This is a genomic window from Dyadobacter pollutisoli (assembly GCF_026625565.1).
In the GTDB taxonomy this organism is placed as follows: domain Bacteria; phylum Bacteroidota; class Bacteroidia; order Cytophagales; family Spirosomataceae; genus Dyadobacter; species Dyadobacter pollutisoli.
Genome location: NZ_CP112998.1, coordinates 2,744,970 through 2,763,155 on the forward strand (window position 1 = coordinate 2,744,970; position 18,186 = coordinate 2,763,155).

The 18,186-nt window shown below is 46.4% G+C and carries 12 protein-coding genes; 9 read left to right on the forward strand and 3 right to left on the reverse strand.

What is annotated here, in order from left to right; translation table 11 throughout:
* The first annotated feature begins 192 nt into the window (after window positions 1-192).
* From ON006_RS11345 to ON006_RS11375, 7 genes are all read left to right on the forward strand, one after another.
* Window positions 193-450 carry a 3'-5' exonuclease family protein gene (locus tag ON006_RS11345; protein ID WP_244819900.1) on the forward strand — a complete coding sequence of 86 codons (258 nt, stop codon included), beginning with the start codon at window positions 193-195 and terminating at the stop codon, window positions 448-450.
* 165 nt (window positions 451-615) lie between these two features.
* Window positions 616-2,211 carry a hybrid sensor histidine kinase/response regulator gene (locus tag ON006_RS11350; protein WP_244819901.1) on the forward strand — a complete coding sequence of 532 codons (1,596 nt, stop codon included), beginning with the start codon at window positions 616-618 and terminating at the stop codon, window positions 2,209-2,211.
* A 14-nt stretch (window positions 2,212-2,225) separates the two neighbouring features.
* Complete coding sequence (locus ON006_RS11355; protein ID WP_244819902.1) at window positions 2,226-5,822, forward strand: response regulator; 3,597 nt, start codon at window positions 2,226-2,228, stop codon at window positions 5,820-5,822.
* Window positions 5,823-5,854: 32 nt separating this feature from the next.
* Window positions 5,855-6,220: a response regulator gene (locus tag ON006_RS11360; RefSeq protein WP_244819903.1), complete on the forward strand. Its 366-nt coding sequence runs from the start codon at window positions 5,855-5,857 to the stop codon at window positions 6,218-6,220.
* Between the two features lie 5 nt (window positions 6,221-6,225).
* Entirely contained in the window at window positions 6,226-7,035 is an 810-nt protein-coding gene (locus ON006_RS11365; RefSeq protein WP_244819904.1) for a CheR family methyltransferase, read from the forward strand.
* Window positions 7,017-7,598: a chemotaxis protein CheB gene (locus ON006_RS11370; RefSeq protein WP_244819905.1), complete on the forward strand. Its 582-nt coding sequence runs from the start codon at window positions 7,017-7,019 to the stop codon at window positions 7,596-7,598. Before ON006_RS11365 ends, ON006_RS11370 begins: the two co-directional genes overlap by 19 nt.
* A 122-nt stretch (window positions 7,599-7,720) precedes the next feature.
* On the forward strand, window positions 7,721-8,101 hold the full coding sequence (locus ON006_RS11375) for a DUF983 domain-containing protein (protein ID WP_244819906.1): 381 nt from the start codon (window positions 7,721-7,723) through the stop codon (window positions 8,099-8,101).
* Between the two features lie 19 nt (window positions 8,102-8,120).
* Here the strand turns inward: ON006_RS11375 and ON006_RS11380 are convergent, their stop codons facing one another.
* On the reverse strand, window positions 8,121-8,996 hold the full coding sequence (locus ON006_RS11380) for a helix-turn-helix domain-containing protein (RefSeq protein ID WP_244819907.1): 876 nt from the start codon (window positions 8,994-8,996) through the stop codon (window positions 8,121-8,123).
* 85 nt (window positions 8,997-9,081) lie between these two features.
* Between ON006_RS11380 and ON006_RS11385 the strand changes: the two genes are divergently transcribed.
* Entirely contained in the window at window positions 9,082-10,893 is a 1,812-nt protein-coding gene (locus tag ON006_RS11385; RefSeq protein ID WP_244819908.1) for a cytochrome-c peroxidase, read from the forward strand.
* Window positions 10,890-12,992 (forward strand): purple acid phosphatase family protein, encoded by a 2,103-nt coding sequence (locus ON006_RS11390; RefSeq protein ID WP_244819909.1) that lies wholly within the window; start codon window positions 10,890-10,892, stop codon window positions 12,990-12,992. The genes ON006_RS11385 and ON006_RS11390 overlap by 4 nt, the downstream gene beginning before the upstream one ends.
* Window positions 12,993-13,044: 52 nt before the next feature.
* Here the strand turns inward: ON006_RS11390 and ON006_RS11395 are convergent, their stop codons facing one another.
* The gene (locus ON006_RS11395; RefSeq protein ID WP_244819910.1) at window positions 13,045-13,419 is read right to left on the reverse strand and encodes a T9SS type A sorting domain-containing protein; all 375 of its coding nucleotides are present in this window, start codon (window positions 13,417-13,419) and stop codon (window positions 13,045-13,047) included.
* A gap of 9 nt (window positions 13,420-13,428) precedes the next feature.
* The gene (locus tag ON006_RS11400; protein WP_244819911.1) at window positions 13,429-17,910 is read right to left on the reverse strand and encodes a M4 family metallopeptidase; all 4,482 of its coding nucleotides are present in this window, start codon (window positions 17,908-17,910) and stop codon (window positions 13,429-13,431) included.
* Between the last annotated feature and the right edge of the window lie 276 nt (window positions 17,911-18,186).

Sequence of the window (18,186 nt, forward strand, 5' to 3'; positions counted from 1 at the left end):
CGTCCAGTTTTAAATTCAAATCACCTCCATTGCCGATTCAGTTTTCTAATGTTCTGATCATTGGCATGGATGTTGGTGACTAAATAATGTATTTGAAGATACCTTGTCCTATAAAATTATGCCAAGTAGGGAAATGCAAATCAGGGAAGATTTTCCACAGCCGTATTTTTTGAACCCTAAAAACTGCCCGATATGGATCGAGAGTCACTTTTGAAGATGTATACTTTTTTAGAAAAAACGGCTGAGAACAATGAGGCCACTTCTTTCGACTCTGTTCAGTATCCGATCGTGGAAGACTTGATCGCTCTGGTGAAAGCGAAAGGAAAAACCTCTATTGCTGAGGATTTTGAAACACCATACGTTCATCCAATGATCACCGTCCAGAAATGGGTGACGGAATTGAAGGGCCTGGTCAGCGAAACATTGAGCCAGGTGCCGGAACTGAAATAAGTAAAAAAGGTTACAAAATCCCTTTTAAATACACATTCAGGAACGATTTTTGCTGCTCGTATACACTCGTGGGTACCACCAGCAAAACGTCCCTTACCCTAAGGTGCTTGTTACAGTGCCGGACTGGCACATGATTGAAGTCCCTTATCATTTTTTACCAAAACTATGATTCTGATTGTCGACGACAGACCGGAAAACATCCTTCCTTTAAAAAAAATTCTGGAACTCCACAATTTCACCACCGACAGTGCCGAATCAGGAGAAGAAGCCTTAAAAAAAGTCCTTAAAACCAACTATTCTGTCATCATTATGGATGTACAGATGCCAGGTATGGATGGATTTGAAGTGGCCGAAGCCATCTCAGGTTTCAGTAAGGCCAAAGACACCCCTATTATCTTTTTATCTGCAGTCAATACCGAGAAAAAATTCATTACCCGTGGGTACTCGTCTGGCGGGATCGACTACCTGACCAAGCCCGTAGATCCTGACATTCTGTTGCTGAAAGTGAAGACTTTTTACAAGCTTTACGAGCAGCAACAAGAATTAAAAGCCATACAAAATTCGCTGCAACAGGAGGTAGAAATCCGGAAAAGTGCGCAGGAAGAACTGGCAGCGCGGATGCATGAGCTGCGTTTCATCCTCGAATCGCTTCCTCAGATCGCATTCACCATTGGCGTCGACGGCCGTATTGAATATGTGAATGAGCATTGGTTCCGCTATTCTTCCAATGCATCGGTTTTCCCGGAAACGCATCCGGAAGACGGCCTTTGCGAAAAGTGGGAGAAATATTTCGAACAGGGCATTGAATTCAGCAGCGAAGCAAGATTAAAACACATTGATACACAAGAATATAAGTATTTTCTGTTAAAGATCATCCCGATTCTTCAGAACGGCACGATCATCCGATGGGTCGGCACATTTACCGACATCCATGAGCAGAAAATGACCAATGAGCTGCTCGAACACAAGGTTGAACTTCGTACCAGGGAATTGCTCGACAAAAACACGGAACTGGAAACGACCAACCATGAATTGCAGCAGTTCGCCTGGGTAGTATCGCACGATTTGAAAGAGCCCTTGCGTAAGATCCAGACATTCAGCCACCTGGTAAAAGATAAGTACCTGAGCGAAAATTCAGAAGCTGTTTCTTACCTGGACCGCAGCATTAATTCTTCAGCAAGAATGTCACGCCTAATCAGCGATTTGCTGGATTATTCACGGCTGTCGGTAACGGCACATTTTCAGCCAACAGACCTGAATGCGCTCATAGAGGAACTGTTGCTGGATTTTGAGGAAATTATCAGAGTAAAAAACGCCGTGATCCGCATCGATCAGCTACCCGTTATCGACGCCATCCCAAGCCAGATACGGCAGGTGTTTCAAAACCTCATCAGCAATGCGTTGAAATTTTCCAAGGAAGATGTCGCACCCATGATAACGATTTCTTCCGATATCATTCCAACCAAAGATATCGATGTCCCGGAATCACCGTCGGGCGATTTTTGCCGGATTGTAATATCGGATAATGGCATCGGGTTTGACGAAAAATTCCTGGACCGGATCTTTGTGATCTTTCAGCGACTTAATAATCTGAACAGCTACGAAGGAACGGGCATCGGTCTGGCAATCGCAAAGAAAATAATGGACAAACATAACGGACTGATCTCAGCGCAGAGTATTGAAAATGAGGGCGCACAGTTCATTCTCGTGCTTCCACTGGTGCAGGAATCCCCCTTAACCCCAATAAAAACAGAATATTAGTTGCTAATAAAACTATGACAAAAGCGTCTAACTCTATCGTTCAACAATTACAGATTGTTTTTTCATTTTCTATTTTACTGCTGATTTTCAGCATGCTGGCCTCGTATTACAGTACGCAAAAGCTGATCAACAATTCGGAGCTGGTTAATCATACCAATAAAGTGCTGATCGAGGCTGAGAGCATCATTTCACACATGAAAGATGCGGAAACCGGCCAGCGTGGCTTTTTGCTCACCAATGACCTAACCTACCTGGATCCTTACAGAGGTGCCTATGAGAGTACCAGCGCCAGTTACAACAATCTGGCGGAAATGACCATCGATAATCCGGTTCAGCAAAAAAATCTGCGCGAAGTGAAAGCGCTGTACGAGGCAAAATTTGGCCAGATGCAGCTGATCATTGATATGGCAAAAAAGGACCCGAACTTTTCGGCAGACACGGGCTCCCGCGACCGGGAAATGGCCAGGGGGAAAAAGGTAATGGACGACCTCCGTTTGGCTGTCGACAGGATCAAGGCCGAAGAAGATAAAATACTGGAAAAACGTCTCGAAGAACAGCTGGTTTACATCAACTACACCCCTGTTTTACTGGTCATCGCCGCGCTGATCTCCATCATGATCACCGTTTTTGCATACATGCGAATTCGTAATGACATGGGCAAGCGTATTGCGCAACAGGAGCGGGAGGCCGAAAAATACGCAGAAACTGGACAGAGGATCAACCGGATCGAGCAGGTTGCCCAGCTCGTATCGGATGGTGATTATTCGGCCCGCAGCACCGACGAAAACGAAGACGAACTTGGCAGGATTTCGTTTGCGTTGAATTCCATGACGTCGTCATTACAAAAAACATTTGACGATCTCAATAACCGGAATTGGCTTCAAACCGGCGCAGTCGCCATCAGTGATGCTATACGGGGAGAGCGAATCGTCAAGAAACTGGCGACAAATCTCATTAATACCATTACGGACTACGCGGGCGCGCAACTGGGGACGATCTACATTCTCGACAGTGATTGGAATTACAGATTGACAAGCAGCTATGCGGCACAGGAAGCCCCGGAAATCATCCAGCCTGGAAAAGGATTGGCCGGGCAGGTGATTGAAAATAAAAAACCATTGATTATCTACGAAGTACCGGATAACTATATGAAGGTGAGTTCGACCTTGGGAAATACCAAGCCCACGGCTCTTGCACTGCTGCCTCTGACTTATTCCTATGAATGTATCGGGCTGATCGAACTTGGATTCTTGAACACGCCTGATCCACTGGTCATTAGATTCTTGGAAGATAATCTGGAAGCTACGGCAACGGGTATTAATTCTGCTTTGGATTATCTCAAACTGCAAAACTTCCTGGAAGAAACGCAGGCGCAGGCCGAAGAGCTGCAAACGCAGCATAATGAGCTTGAAAACCTGAATGCAGAACTCGAAACACAGTCTCAGAAATTGCAGGCATCGGAAGAAGAACTGCGCGTGCAACAGGAGGAATTGCAACAAACCAATGAGGAGCTGGAAGAAAGAAGCGGGCTGCTGGAAGAAAAGAACCTTGAAATACAGAAAAAGGCGGAAGAACTTGAACTGACCACCCGATATAAGTCAGAGTTTCTGGCCAATATGTCGCATGAGCTACGTACGCCGCTGAACTCAATCCTTTTGCTGAGCAGGTTACTAGCCGAAAATGACGAGCAGAACCTTTCCGGCGAGCAAATTGAGTACGCACAAGTAATCCAGTCTTCAGGTAATGGCTTGCTGGGGCTGATAGACGAAATACTGGACCTGTCGAAAATTGAGGCTGGTAAAATGGAGCTGGAATATGTGAATGTTTCCATTAAAGAAATCACGGACGACATTCGCTCACTGTTCGCTCCGGTCGCTAAGGAAAAAGGGCTTGATTTCGCTATCAAGATACAGAAAGATGTTCCGGCGATTATCGAAACAGACAAAATGCGATTGGAACAAATCATTAAAAACCTTATATCCAATGCATTGAAATTCACAGCACAAGGTTCAGTGCATGTCAATGTGAAACTGAAAGAGGGTGATGCCAAAATGTTATGTTTCGCCGTGCGCGATACCGGCATAGGCGTGGCACCGGAAAAGCAGCAGCATATTTTTGAAGCGTTCCAGCAGGCGGATGGCTCTACCAAAAGGAAATACGGTGGTACCGGCCTGGGACTGTCCATCAGCCGAGAGCTCGTTAAGTTGCTCGGGGGCGAGATATCCCTGACTAGTGTGGTGAATGAAGGAAGCGAGTTTACGCTCTTTATTCCCATTGCCCACACTTTCGATGAGCCGGAGCAAAAGTCGTTCTTTATCAGTGCGGCCGATGAAAATCATACGCGAAAAACACCGGAAGACGATGCACGCTTTATCAGTACCGTCATTCCCGAGAACATTGCCGACGACAGAAATAACATAAGGGAGACGGACAAAACCATCCTGATCATCGAGGATGACACTCTTTTTGCGAAATCGCTGCTGGACTATACCCGGAAGCAGGGCTACAAAGGGATAGTGGCGGTAAGGGGCGACGAAGGGCTGCAGCTGGCGAAGAATTTCAAACCAATGGGTATCCTGCTCGACATTCAGCTCCCGATCATCAGTGGCTGGGACGTAATGGACCAGCTGAAATCGACGCCGGACACGAGGCACATTCCGGTGCATATTATGTCGTCGCACCGCATGAAAAATGAAAGTCTGCTGAAAGGGGCGGTTGACTTCATCGACAAGCCGGTGGCGTTTGACAAAATGGAAGAGATTTTCAGAAAGATCGAGTATGTGATCAGCAAAAAATCCAAAAAAGTGCTGATCGTTGAAGACAATTCGATGCACGCCAAAGCATTGTCTTACTTCCTGGGCACTTTCGACATTAACTCGGAACTTAAAAGTGACATTACCGACGGCATTGAAGCGCTCAAAAATAATGAGGCGGATTGTGTGATCCTGGACATGGGCATACCTGATAAAAAGGCTTACGAAATACTGGAGGAGGCTAAAAAGAACCCCGGATTTGAGAATATCCCGATCATCATTTTCACCGGAAAAAGCCTTTCCATGTCGGAAGAGCTGCGGATCAAGCAATATGCAGACTCGATTATTGTCAAAACAGCCCATTCTTACCAGCGCATGCTCGATGAAGTCTCCCTGTTCCTGCACGTGGTTGAAGAAAACAAAAAGGCAGGCCGCCAGCACTCAGACAATAAAAAACTGGGTGGTATGGGAGACATTCTGAAAGACAAGACGGTACTGATCGCGGACGATGACGTGAGGAACATTTTCTCGCTGTCTAAGTCTCTTGAAAATTATAAAATGAATGTGCTGACGGCGCTGGACGGAAAAGAAGCGCTGCAAAAACTGGAAGAAAATCCTTCGGTGGATGTAGTTTTGCTCGACATGATGATGCCCCAGATGGACGGCTATGAAACCGCCAGGAGAATCAGGGATCAATTTAAATGGCGCAATTTGCCGGTTATTGCGGTGACGGCCAAGGCGATGACAGGCGACCGGGAGAAATGCATCAATGCGGGCGCCTCCGATTACATTACCAAACCTGTGGACATTGACCAGCTGATGTCGCTGCTGAGAGTTTGGCTTTATGAGAAATTTTAGTAAAATATCCTCCCATTAACAAGATCCATAAGATGGATAAGAAGAAAGTACTGATCATAGACGACGACGCGAGGAACATTTTTGCCCTGAAAGCCACATTAAAGGCCAAAGGGTTCGATTGTGTGGCCTGTTCTGGCGCACCGGAAGCACTGGCATTGCTCAAAACCGACGCAGCAGCCGACGCCATACTTATTGATATGATGATGCCGGAAATGGATGGATATGAAGCCATTCCATTGATTAAAAAGATAGAGAACAGGCGAGAAACGCCTGTGTTTGCAGTAACTGCCCAGGCCATGGTGGGAGATCGGGAAAAATGCCTCAGAGCGGGGGCCGACGGTTATATTTCCAAACCAATAGATGTGGAAAAATTATTGCAGCTGCTGCGTGACATTTAACGGGCATGATTGAAGATGAAGACATAGAGCTTTTGCTGACCGATCTGTTCGACATTTACGGATACGACTTTACGAGCTATTCACGGGCGTCACTGAAAAGGCGGATTGTGCGATTATGCTCGCTCGATAAATTCCCAAGCTTCGCCGAGCTTCGTTATAAAGTACGTACGGACGTACATTACCTGAAACGGTTTGTGGAAGAAATCACCGTGAACGTGACTGAAATGTTCCGTGATCCGCTGTTTTACAAGGCTTTGAGAGAGGATGTTTTGCCGATTCTCGGGACAAAACCTTTTATCAGGATATGGCATGCGGGATGCTCCACCGGCGAGGAGGTCTACTCCATGTCTATTTTGCTTAAAGAGGCTGATCTGTTGAAAAAATCATTGCTATACGCAACAGACCTGAATCCGAGCGTACTCGAAAAAGTGAGAAAGGGGATTTTTCCTTTGAACCAGATGAAGCAGTATTCTGAGAGCTACATTGCGTCTGGCGGCCACAGGGATTTTTCAACTTACTATACCGCGAATTACGGTCAGGCCAAATTTGACAAGGAGCTGTCCGAAAAGATCATTATTTCAACGCATAACCTTGTGTCGGACAGCTCATTCAATGAATTTGACCTGATACTTTGCCGTAATGTGCTGATCTATTTTGACAAAGACCTGCAAGACAGGGTTTTGAAACTTTTCGACGACAGCCTGGGATCTCTGGGATACCTGGCTCTGGGAACCAAGGAAACGCTTAAATTTTCGGCTATACAAAATAAATTCAAGCAACTGAACCGGGAGAAAATATGGAAGAAAATAGTGTAAGCCAGCACTGTGAGCTCCTTCTGATCGGAGGGTCCGCAGGTAGCCTTGAAGTACTGTTTAAGCTGCTTCCCCAGCTGAGACCGGCACTGCCCTTCCCTGTTATCCTCGTACTCCACCGCCGGAATTCTGCCGAATCTTCTTTGTCCGAACTGCTTTCTACCAAAAGCACCGCTGTTACCGGGGAGGTCGAAGACAAAGACGTGATTGCGCCGGGCCACCTTTATCTCGCACCGGCCGATTATCATTTATTAATTGAAAAAGACCATTCCTTTTCGCTGGACGATTCTGAAAAAATCAATTTCAGCCGCCCGAGCATCGACGTTACTTTTGAATCCGCGGCGGAGGTATACGGGCCCGGTATTGTAGCATTATTATTGTCGGGAGCTAATGAAGACGGCACCCACGGGTTGCTGACGATCAAAGAAGCGGGCGGAAGAACGATTGCGCAAGATCCGGAAAGTGCACAAATGCCTTTCATGCCGCATTACGCCATGACACACCATGCGGTAGACCATGTTTTCGCCCCTCAGCAAATGGTGCATTTCATCAACAATCTTGCGTAATCGTTGATTTCTACCATAAAAGATAACATTGGTCCTTCTTTCTGATTGTATTTCTGGGGAAATTTGTACCAGGTTAAAACCTGAATGACACTCAGGAACCGTTCTTTAAACCAGTTACAGTCATGGCAAAGCCTAATAAATTATACAGCGTTTTATTCAACAAATGTCCGAGGTGCGGCGAGGGTGATTTCTTCATCACAAAAAGCGCATACAACCTGAAAAATTTTGACAAAATGAACAAACATTGTCCTAATTGCGGTGAAAACCTGGTTCCCGAGCCCGGCTTTTATCAGGGGGCATTGTATATGAGCTATGCGTTTTATGTCGCATTTATGGTGATCTATTTCCTGATCTTCGTCAATGTTTTTCCGAACTACCTTGACTATTTTCTGGCCAGTATCATCCCGATCCTGATCATTCTGACACCCTACTTTTACAGGCTCGCCAGGAGATCATGGCTTGCATTGTTCATCACACCAGAGTCTAAGAAAACGGCTTCCTGAGTAAAATTGAGGCACTAACCTACTCATCAGCTGACTTTTTCCGGAACTCTTCCGGTGTCATCCCTGCTTCCTTTTTGAAGAATTTGGTAAAATATGAATTGTCACTGAAGTTGAGCTGGTATGCAATTTCGGAGACCGTCAGGTCCAGATTGACCAATAGCCTTTTTGCTTCAAGAGTGATCCTGTTCCTGATGAGCTCACCGGCCTGCATGCCGATATGCTCCTTACATAGTGCATTGAGGTGATTGGGGGTCACATTGAGCATCTCCGCATACTCGCCTGGCAGACGATGCTTCGTATAGTTCCGTTCAATCAATTTCTGAAAATTCCCAATCACAGCATTCTTATGAAAAACCCCTTTCTGCCGCTGCTGCGTTGAAATGCTTTGTTCGATGGTCAGGAAAAGTTGCAGGAGCAACACCCTGATCATATCCTCCCGCAGCGCAGGACTTTGGCTGTACTGGCGCAGCAGCTCTTCAAATTGTTCTGCAATTTTTGGCCTGATATCAACCGCCAATTCCACCACATTCTGCCTGCTGTCTCCATTTAAAAAGGAAAAGAAATCGAGATAGTCAGGCTTCAAAAGAAACGAACGGAAAAATGATTCCGAGAAATTGACAACATATCCTTCCATTTCACCCTCAAAATTCCATGAATGCACCTGCCCCGGCAGCATGAAGTAGATCTGATATGACACTACTTCGAAATGGTGAAAATCGATGGTATGCTTCCCGCCCCCATCCGTAAAAAGTACCAGATGGTAAAAGCTGTGCCGGTGTGGAAAGACAAGGTTCTGATGTTCCTGCAAATATTCCGAGAACCTGCCGACCATAATGTCGTCGTCGCGGTATTCAGAAAGCGGGCCGATATCCAGGCGTGGAAAGGTTGATTGCATCGATTCAAAACTTTTTCTCCCGGGAAATATAGCACATTCCGGCTGTAAAATCTTTGTATCTTGTGCCGTTACTCCCCTAGCTTTTATGGCCGCACATTTAAAAACTTTTGTGTTGATCGCCACACTACTGGTCATTGCCATGGCCGCTACCGACCGTGCCAATCCCGGTATAGGCGTGCACCAAAGCATCGAACAGTTCCGTGCTGACTGTAAGGCATATGCCGGGAGCCTGAAGAAGCTGACCATAGCAGTAAAAAACATCGATTCGACACGATCAGAGACTGTTACGATAGCCAAAAGCGAACTCAGGAATAGTCGGCTGGCCTACAAAAAGATTGAATATTTTCTCGAATACTTCTTTTTTACCTCGTCACGAATTTACAATCGTGCTCCCAAAAATGAGATAGAAGAACCGTTTCTCGAATACCAGGAACCTGCCGGCATGCAGTATATGGAAGCGATGCTATACGAGGATTCGCCGGCAAAAAAAAAGCCAGAGCTGCTGCTCCAATGTAACCTGCTCAATGTGGCTGCCGACGATCTTACTTCCCTATTGTACCAGTTTCAGGCAAGCGACAAGCAGTTACTGGAAAGTGTAAGAATTCAACTAATCCGGATCATTGCGCTCGGTATCAGCGGCTTCGATGCACCATTGCTGAAAAGCGGGATCGATGAATCCTATGTTTCATTACAAAGTATTGCAAAAACACTCGAACCGTATTTGACCAAAACCAAAGAAGACAGTGTACAGTATTACCTGAAAAACACATTGTATTTTTTGAAACAAAACCCCGATTTCGATTCATTTGACAGGCTCTCGTTCCTCACCGATCATGCATTGCCGCTTCAAAAGCATTTGGGTCTGATGATCAGCCGAATGGGCCTGGATACCAATTCAGCCGGAATACTGAATTATCATGCGGAGCATCTGTTTATCTACAATGCATTTGAAGACCGGGCGTTTGGCCAAAATGTCCCTGCAAGCCAACTGGAAGTTGAACTAGGTAAAAAGCTGTTTTCCGAGGCAAAATTGTCCGGTAATGGTTCCAAAAGCTGCGCATCCTGCCATCAACCCGAGCAGTATTTTACGGACGGTTTACCCAAAAGCATTGGGCTAAATAATCATTCTGAGGTCAGGCGAAACGCTCCGTCATTATTGTACAGTGGCTACCAGCATAATCAGTTCTGGGATGGCCGCGCGAAAACATTGGAGGAACAAATTGCGACGGTTATGCAGGATTCAGTGGAAATGAATGGCAATCCGGCTGAAATAGCGGCGTCACTTTCCAAAGACCGGACTTACATTAAACTGTTTCGAAAGGCCGGTTTGATCAAAAAAAAGCAAGAGCTCACCGAGCAGCATTTGTATCGATCATTGGCTGCATTCATCCGAACATTAAAGCCATTCAATTCTGATTTCGATAAATATCTGGCCGGAGATAAAAGCGCATTGACGACAAGTCAGAAAAATGGGTTCAATCTGTTTATGGGCAAGGCACAATGTGGTACATGTCATTTTGCGCCCGTTTTTAATGGTCTGGTCCCTCCACTGTACAAGCTCACAGAATTTGAAATATTGGGGACAACATTGACCGACGATTTGGAAAAACCAGTAAATGATCCCGATAATGGCCGTTTTGACATCAGACCGACACCGTATTACAAAGGAGCATTTAAAACACCGACTGTCAGAAACGCTGCAAAAACTGCACCCTACATGCACCACGGCACTTTTGGCTCATTGGAAAAAGTCATTGAGTTTTATAACAAGGGCGGTGGCGGAGGATTAGGATTAGATGTTCCGCGTCAGACGCTTTCTACTATGGCGCTGAATTTGAACGAACAAGAAAAAACCGATCTGATATCTTTCCTGCATTCCCTAACAGACCATCTATGAAAATATTTTTGCTCTCGCTTTTTCTTCTTCTCAACTTCAACGGATTGGCACAAACGCTGATTCGCGGCCCGTATCTTCAATCCGCAACGTCAACCACCATGGTGATCCGATGGCGGACAGACCAGCCGACCAATAGCCGGGTTAAGTATGGGTTATCGCTTGACGCTATCAACGAAGTGATCGACAACAACGCTTCTGAGACCGAGCATGAGATAAAACTGACGGGCCTGAAACCAAAAACTAAATATTTTTATTCGATTGGATCCAGTACGACCGTGTATCAGGGTGATCCGGAAAATTATTTTGAGACGGCACCAGTCCCGGGAGCGACTGGAAAGTACAGGTTTGGCGTATTAGGGGACTGTGGAACGAACTCGGCAATTCAAGGCACAGTACGGGACAAGGTAGCCGCATATTTGGGTAGTAACTACATGAATGCCTGGCTGTTACTTGGAGACAATGCTTACCCGTTTGGTCGGGACGCAGAGTATCAGTCTGGCTTTTTCAATCATTACAAAGAAGGTTTCCTGAAACGGAACCCATTGTTTCCAAGTCCAGGCAACCACGATTACGATAATGACAATTTCGACCGGCAGAATGATCACAATGTAGCCTACTACAAGATTTTCACCATGCCGACGATGGGAGAAGCTGGCGGAGTTCCCTCCGAAACAGAGGCATTTTATTCGTGGGATTACGGCAATGTGCATTTTTTGTCATTGGATTCCTATGGCCGGGAGGATAATTCGACGAGGCTTTACGACACGCTAGGCAGGCAGGTAGAATGGATCAAGAAAGACCTGGCGGCGAACAAAAACAAGGACTGGGTGGTCGCATACTGGCATCATCCGCCGTATACAAAAGGTTCACACAACTCGGACACCGATCCTGAGTCAATGAAAGTCAGGGAAAATTTCATTCGCATCCTCGAAAGATACGGCGTGGATCTCATTCTCTGCGGCCATAGCCACGACTATGAACGCTCGCGACTAATCCAGGGCCACTACGGCAAGAGTGATACCTTCAATCCGGCTGTTCACAATGTCAGTTCTTCATCGGGTAAATATGACGGCTCGGCAGAATCTTGTCCATACATTAAAAAATCGGCGACCAATAACGGGACAGTTTACGTGGTGGCAGGTTCAGCAGGCCAGCTCGGCCACACTACCGACGGATTTCCGCACAAAGCCATGTACCATTCAGATGCAGAGCGCGGCGGCGGGCTCATTTTGGAGGTAGAAGGAAACCGCCTGGATGCTAAATGGATCGGTGTCGACGGGATCATTCATGACCAGTTTACGATAGAAAAAGACGTCAATAAAGAGTCCAGCTTCGAAATTGTTGCGGGTAAAAGTGTTGAATTGAAAGCATCTTTTATTGGAAAATATGTATGGAACACCGGCGCTACCACATCGGCGATCACGGTTAGCCCCAAAGACGATACCGATTTCACGGTAAAGGACTCTGAGAATTGTGTCAATGATGTGTTTCATGTGAAGGTCACACATCCACAACCCATCAAACTGATAGCATTCAGTACAGCGGCCGATGCAGACAATTTGGTCACAATCAAATGGATATCTGAATTTGAAAATGAATTTTCCCACTTTATCATTCAGCGATCCACCAATGCCGTCGATTACCAGGAAATCGGGCAGGTGAAAGGAGGCCCCAATTCCACGCAAGTCAAAAACTACGAGTATATAGACCAGGAAAGCCCGGACCTGGATGTGAAAGCAGATTACTACTACCGACTCAAAATGGTAGCATTGGATGGCAGAATTGAATATTCCGCCATTCGGGCTATCAAACTGCGGGAGATTATTCTCGGCAACGACCCAACAATCCTGCAATCCGACATACAAATTGTGCCCAACCCATCCTCCGCCAGTCAAATGCAGATCAAAACCGCAGACAAAGTAAGCCTCCGTGCCGAACTAACCCTGATCGACATTTCCGGCCGAACTCATTCTACCCAAAAACTGACTATTGAAGAAACACCAAAGCCTTTCCTCCCGGGAAAGATGGCATCAGGCGTTTATTTTTTGAAGGTGGTGGTGAATGGTGGTGTGGTGGTGAAGAAATTGGTGTTGAACTAACAAAGCCCGGACTATCACATCCGGGCTTTTGGACTTTTGACTTATAGCTATGCTACTCTCGTTTAACGACTAGTTTTTGGGAGTAATACTGGCGATCCTTTCGCAGCGTGACGATGTAGATGCCGGATTGGAACTGGGAGACGTTCAGTTTTTCGCCATTCCATTTTTGGGACAACATACATTGCCCCTTCATATTAGATACTTCAAGCATAAACCCTTCTTTACCCGGTGTTTCCGGAAGTTCGATCTGGACTTGTTGGCTGGCCGGATTGGGATAAACTTTCAGGTTTTTAATCGCCAGAGCAGTCGGTGTATCCTTACTGGGATAAAAAAACATGCGTTTTTTCTTGTCATTGGCCTGCTGAGCCCTGCTTTGGTAGCATGCCAGCAGCAATGCGATGGCAATAAGTACTTTGAGAATGTTCATAAGAATTGATTAAGGAAGTTCATAATGGAATACCAGTGTCTTTTTAGTACCGACCACACGCCCGGGGAAGGTTTGGACCTGTGGGATTGGAAAGAATTCTTCATTTAAAGTCCAATCACTTTCGCTAACCTTTTTCTTGTATTCCTTGCCAATGATAGTGATTTCAGGCTTTCCTGCCGGTTCGGAGCAGTTATCGCAAACGGTTAGGATTTCCAGCTCGATGATGTAGTCCCCGGTCTGGTCAGTCAACTGGCCATTCGGATCCCCGTTGAAGAGAATGGGTTCTCCTGGCGTAAAACCGACCTGAAGCCATGAATCGGCATTCGAATAACGGTCTGTTGCCAGAAAATCAACGGTACCGTCGGGGCGTGTCACTTTCACTTTGTAGGTCAGGCTGGTACCAACAATGTCAGTGCCGGTACTGGTTTTATGGTCTTCTACCATGACGGTAAAACCCAGGTCAAATTCTTCGGGGTCATCCTCGGTTCTAAAGTTGGCTCCATTGAAGACAGACGGGCAACTCGATTTTGTTGAAAGATTATTGATCTCCCAGATATAGTTGGTATTGAATTCCAGTCCAGGCACGGTGATCTGGTTGCCCAAAATAGTAGCCGGTGCAAAGCCATCGATGCCTTCAACACCATTGCCCACTTCCTTGAAAAGCCTGAACGTGTGATTCCCTGTCAGGTTTGGGTCGGCGCCTGGCTGCCATTTAAAGGTAATGGCATTGTCTGGACCAAGTGGCACATTATTGTTGGCGTCGGGTACCATCGCCGTAGGTGCAGGTGGCCGCACCCCGTAAGCAAGTGATGCCTTGGGCCCAAAAAAGAACTGACCGTTTGAATTCTTATAACCCGCGCTGACCTCAAAGACGTATTTGCCCGGAGCAGGGTAGTTACTGGCGTTGGCGATGGTCGGGGTGGTGAGCTGGTCGGTGGTCGCTTCGGCTATGATGATGCCTGTACCGTGCTCTTTAAGCACATAATGGTAATGGGTAGCAAACTCGACTTTCTCCCATTTAATTGTAACACCATCTCCAATGTTGAAACAGATATTCGAAGTAATCACCGGTTTAGGCACCAAACTCATATCAGCCACAAAGCTGCGCCATTCGGTGGCACCCATTTCGTCCTGGGGGATGAAGAGGGTATCTGCTTTCCTGACGGGCGTAAAGGCCCATTTGATCTCCTGTAAATCCGTGATGGCCGGGACATTACTGATCAAAAAGCCAAACGCAGGCTCGGGCATGGCAGCCTGTTTGTGGTAAGGTTCCTTGTATTCAAACTGGTACTCGTCAGCCCGGTCGATCTTGTCGGCCGTGAGCGTAAAGGGCGGCGCCAGCAGGGATATGTGCTCACCGTTGGCGGGCACCGCGCCCGGTACGATCTTGGGCAAATCCGTTTCGAACATCACTTCTGGCGTCCAGGGGCCATATAAATAAGGAAAGGCCTCTATTTCAGCATCGGTGAAGGACAGCAAGCTGCCATTGGGTAACACATGCACCGCCCATTCTGAACCCAGCTTCTGGTACGGGGCGATGCTATGCGTATACTTTTTCTCTTTGGAAAGCGCAACGGAAGCCTGGATAACTGCCGCGGTTTGGTCGGCATCGTAAAACGATTCAATGGGAAAGATGTGGCTGGACATGGTCAACGCATTGTCGGTGATATTGAGCGCGCCACCGCGTGCCCCGGGTACCCCCACCCAGCTTAACGGGCTATCCCAGGCAGGTATTTGCTCCCCTTCAAGCGGGGTCACATTGGAAACCATAGCGACTTTGTCGGTGATGAACTCATATGGATAAGCCCATTTCTTCTTGGCTTTCAATGACTCACAAAATGCAGGATCGGGCGTCACCGCACAGCCATCGCGTGGATCACCCGCATTGCTCAGCCGGGAATGGATGTAATAGGTCTGCCCGGGTTCCAAATTGACCAGCCCGTATACCATCGATGTGGCCAGATCCGGCGCAGCATTGCTGACAAACTGGTGGACGGGAAATTCATTGGGGTTAAACTTGGGACTCTTGCTGACCTCGAACAAGCGCTGACTTTCATACAGCGGATACTCCACTTCGGCACCCACCTTGACCGTCCAGGGGTAGGCCATGCTGCCTGCAACAGGCTCATACTTCAAAGTCGAAGCGTAATCGGGCAGGCCCAGCACCGCCGCCCAGGCATCGTAGAAGGCAATGTGTTCTTTGGATTTGCCGTCATACTGCATGCCCATGCCGTGCAGGGCTTTCAGGGTGGCGTCACGGAATTCATACAGACTGCAATCAACAGGAGAATCTTTAAATGCAGCCCACAAAACTTTGACAATCAAGTCCTGTTCGACCTTGAAAACAAAGTAAGTAGGACTGTCTGGCTCTCCGTTTTTGTAACCATCGTCATCCGTTCCCTGAACCAATAAATCGAAGAACTTTTTCAGTATGCTTGCATTCTTCCAAGGAGAAACTGCGTTCCAGTTTTGACCATGATATACAACGGGCCGTCCGTCGGCCAAGGGGTTTTCGAAATTAATAAGAAGTGCCGGGTCAGACATATCTTCGTAAAGTGTCCGAATATTATCCGCGCCGGGATTTTGCAATTTCTTTTCAAAATCCTTCTTAATTGCGAGTGTAAATATATCCAGCAAACCAGCGTGAATCACGTACCAATCTGTACTGGGCTGCATCACTTTCACTTGCTCAAACTTCGCATAGAAATTTACCCCGCTGCAATAATTAAAAGCAATTTCATCACGGCAAGCTGACAACATCTTATAGGGATATACAAATCTGGCAGTCCTGTTGGCTCCTTCTGTGATGTGTGTTCTCTGCGCCTTTTCTTCATTGAAGTCGCTTAATTCGTTGCTCAGCACAAATCCGCCGTCACCGGTCATGCCATTCAGGCCAAGTTTGGTTTTAAACCAGTCCCGCGCTACTTGACTAAATTTGTGGATGCTGACAGCAACCTGTGATTTAAAGACATTATTATCCTCTGAATAAATATTATCCTTGTCCCAGTCGCGAACATAATCGGTCGGTTTCGGCCCCAGGAAAGTCTGGATCGGATTAGACTGATTACATTCAACTAACTCAACTACTCTTCCGCTGGTAGGGTCGGGCGACTTGGTTCCCTGTTGTGCGACAAAACCTGTAGATCCATTCAAAAGAGTTTCACCGAAAGCCTCCACGCAAGTTTTATTGTAAATCGTAGGACCGACGCCAACAGCATCCCACGCGTTCTTTAACTGAGTGTATGCGTGTGATCCCTCGGGGTATCCCAGATCCTCGATTGCGGCTAACGATGCCATCCTGAGATCCGGGTATTCCGCTTTTTCCGTTAATTTTTCAGTAAACGCTTTCAAAAAAACCCGGAGTACGAGCTTGTAAGTCTCTGCTTTGTTACCAGGAATGAGGGGTAAAACCGTATAAGCTGGGTTCGAATCTTTGTCATCGACGTGCCCTGCGCGGCCCTGGTTAAGCATCGCCACTACATAATGTAATACCGACCCGTTGTCATGTTCATCATAGCCGGCCAGCTGCCAATTCTCCTTATAAAGATCTCCTTTATAAGTATTAGGGAATCCGATACTTTTGGGATCATCAAACGGGAATGGAGTAGCATTAGCGGTCTCCCAATACATATTCCAATGAGGGCTTTCAAAGTTGGGCGATTCAAGCCAGTCGCTAAATGCGAGACCGAGCACATTCGCAAATCCTTCGTTTAATTGTCTTCTGGATTCAGTGGCAAGATTCTGATTGTAATTGCCGCTATGAAAAATCATACCATGTGTAATCTCATGGCCAATTACCTCCCGGGTGACACTCATATTGCCTAATCCGTTCTTATGCAACATTATTACTGCTTTCGATGGTTTATAGTAGCTTACATCAACAGAAGTATTAACTACGATGCTAATAGGAACCAGCCCATCTTTATCAAATCCATTCCATCCAACCCCATTTTGATCTGTCAAAACCTCATGTGAAAACTTTGTGAATTTCTGGGCGGTCTCCAACGCAGTAATACCATACTCACTTGGAACAGGATTGACAAAGCCAGCTGAGGGCTCATTCAAATGTTTTAGCTTGTTAAATGGACCTTTGAAATTGACAAGGTTGGCATTGGATGGAATCGTCGACGCAAACGGGTAAAACAGATCACTTTTAGGAATGTTGTTTACCACATGGACCGGAGCATAAAGCGCCTTCGCAGGATCCCTTGGAGATGCAAGCGCAATCCCAGTTGTGTAATAAGAGCCAAATAACTGAACCGGTTTTGCAGGATTGTATTCCGTTTCAATAAAAGGGAGATACGCAATGGCGTATACGTTCTGATTCCCATGGTAAGTCGTCGGCGTATTGGTGATCAGATAAGGTTGGGGATTGTATAGAATTCCTAAGTCAACCTGGTGATCAGACGTGGCATTCGGAATATAATGCTTGGTCTTATAAAACTGGGCTTTCAGGTGAAGCCCGTTAAAGAAAGCAATACAAAAGATCATAAATAATATGCTCTTTCGGCATAGTAATCGTGTGTACATATATTGATAATGATTAGATGAAGTAATCAGAGCCGCAGCTCCCGTTAACACCACAATCTTACGGCAACTGTAAATTTTTCGCACAAGGCGATTATCCACCGGCAGCATCCATGAGCATACGGATGATCACCCGACTTTACACCCGGACCATTTACCGTTTGATCACTAAGTCACTACCGTTAGATTAACGGAATGCATTAGCTATGATGTAAGTATTAAGTTCGGTCATTGAAAATC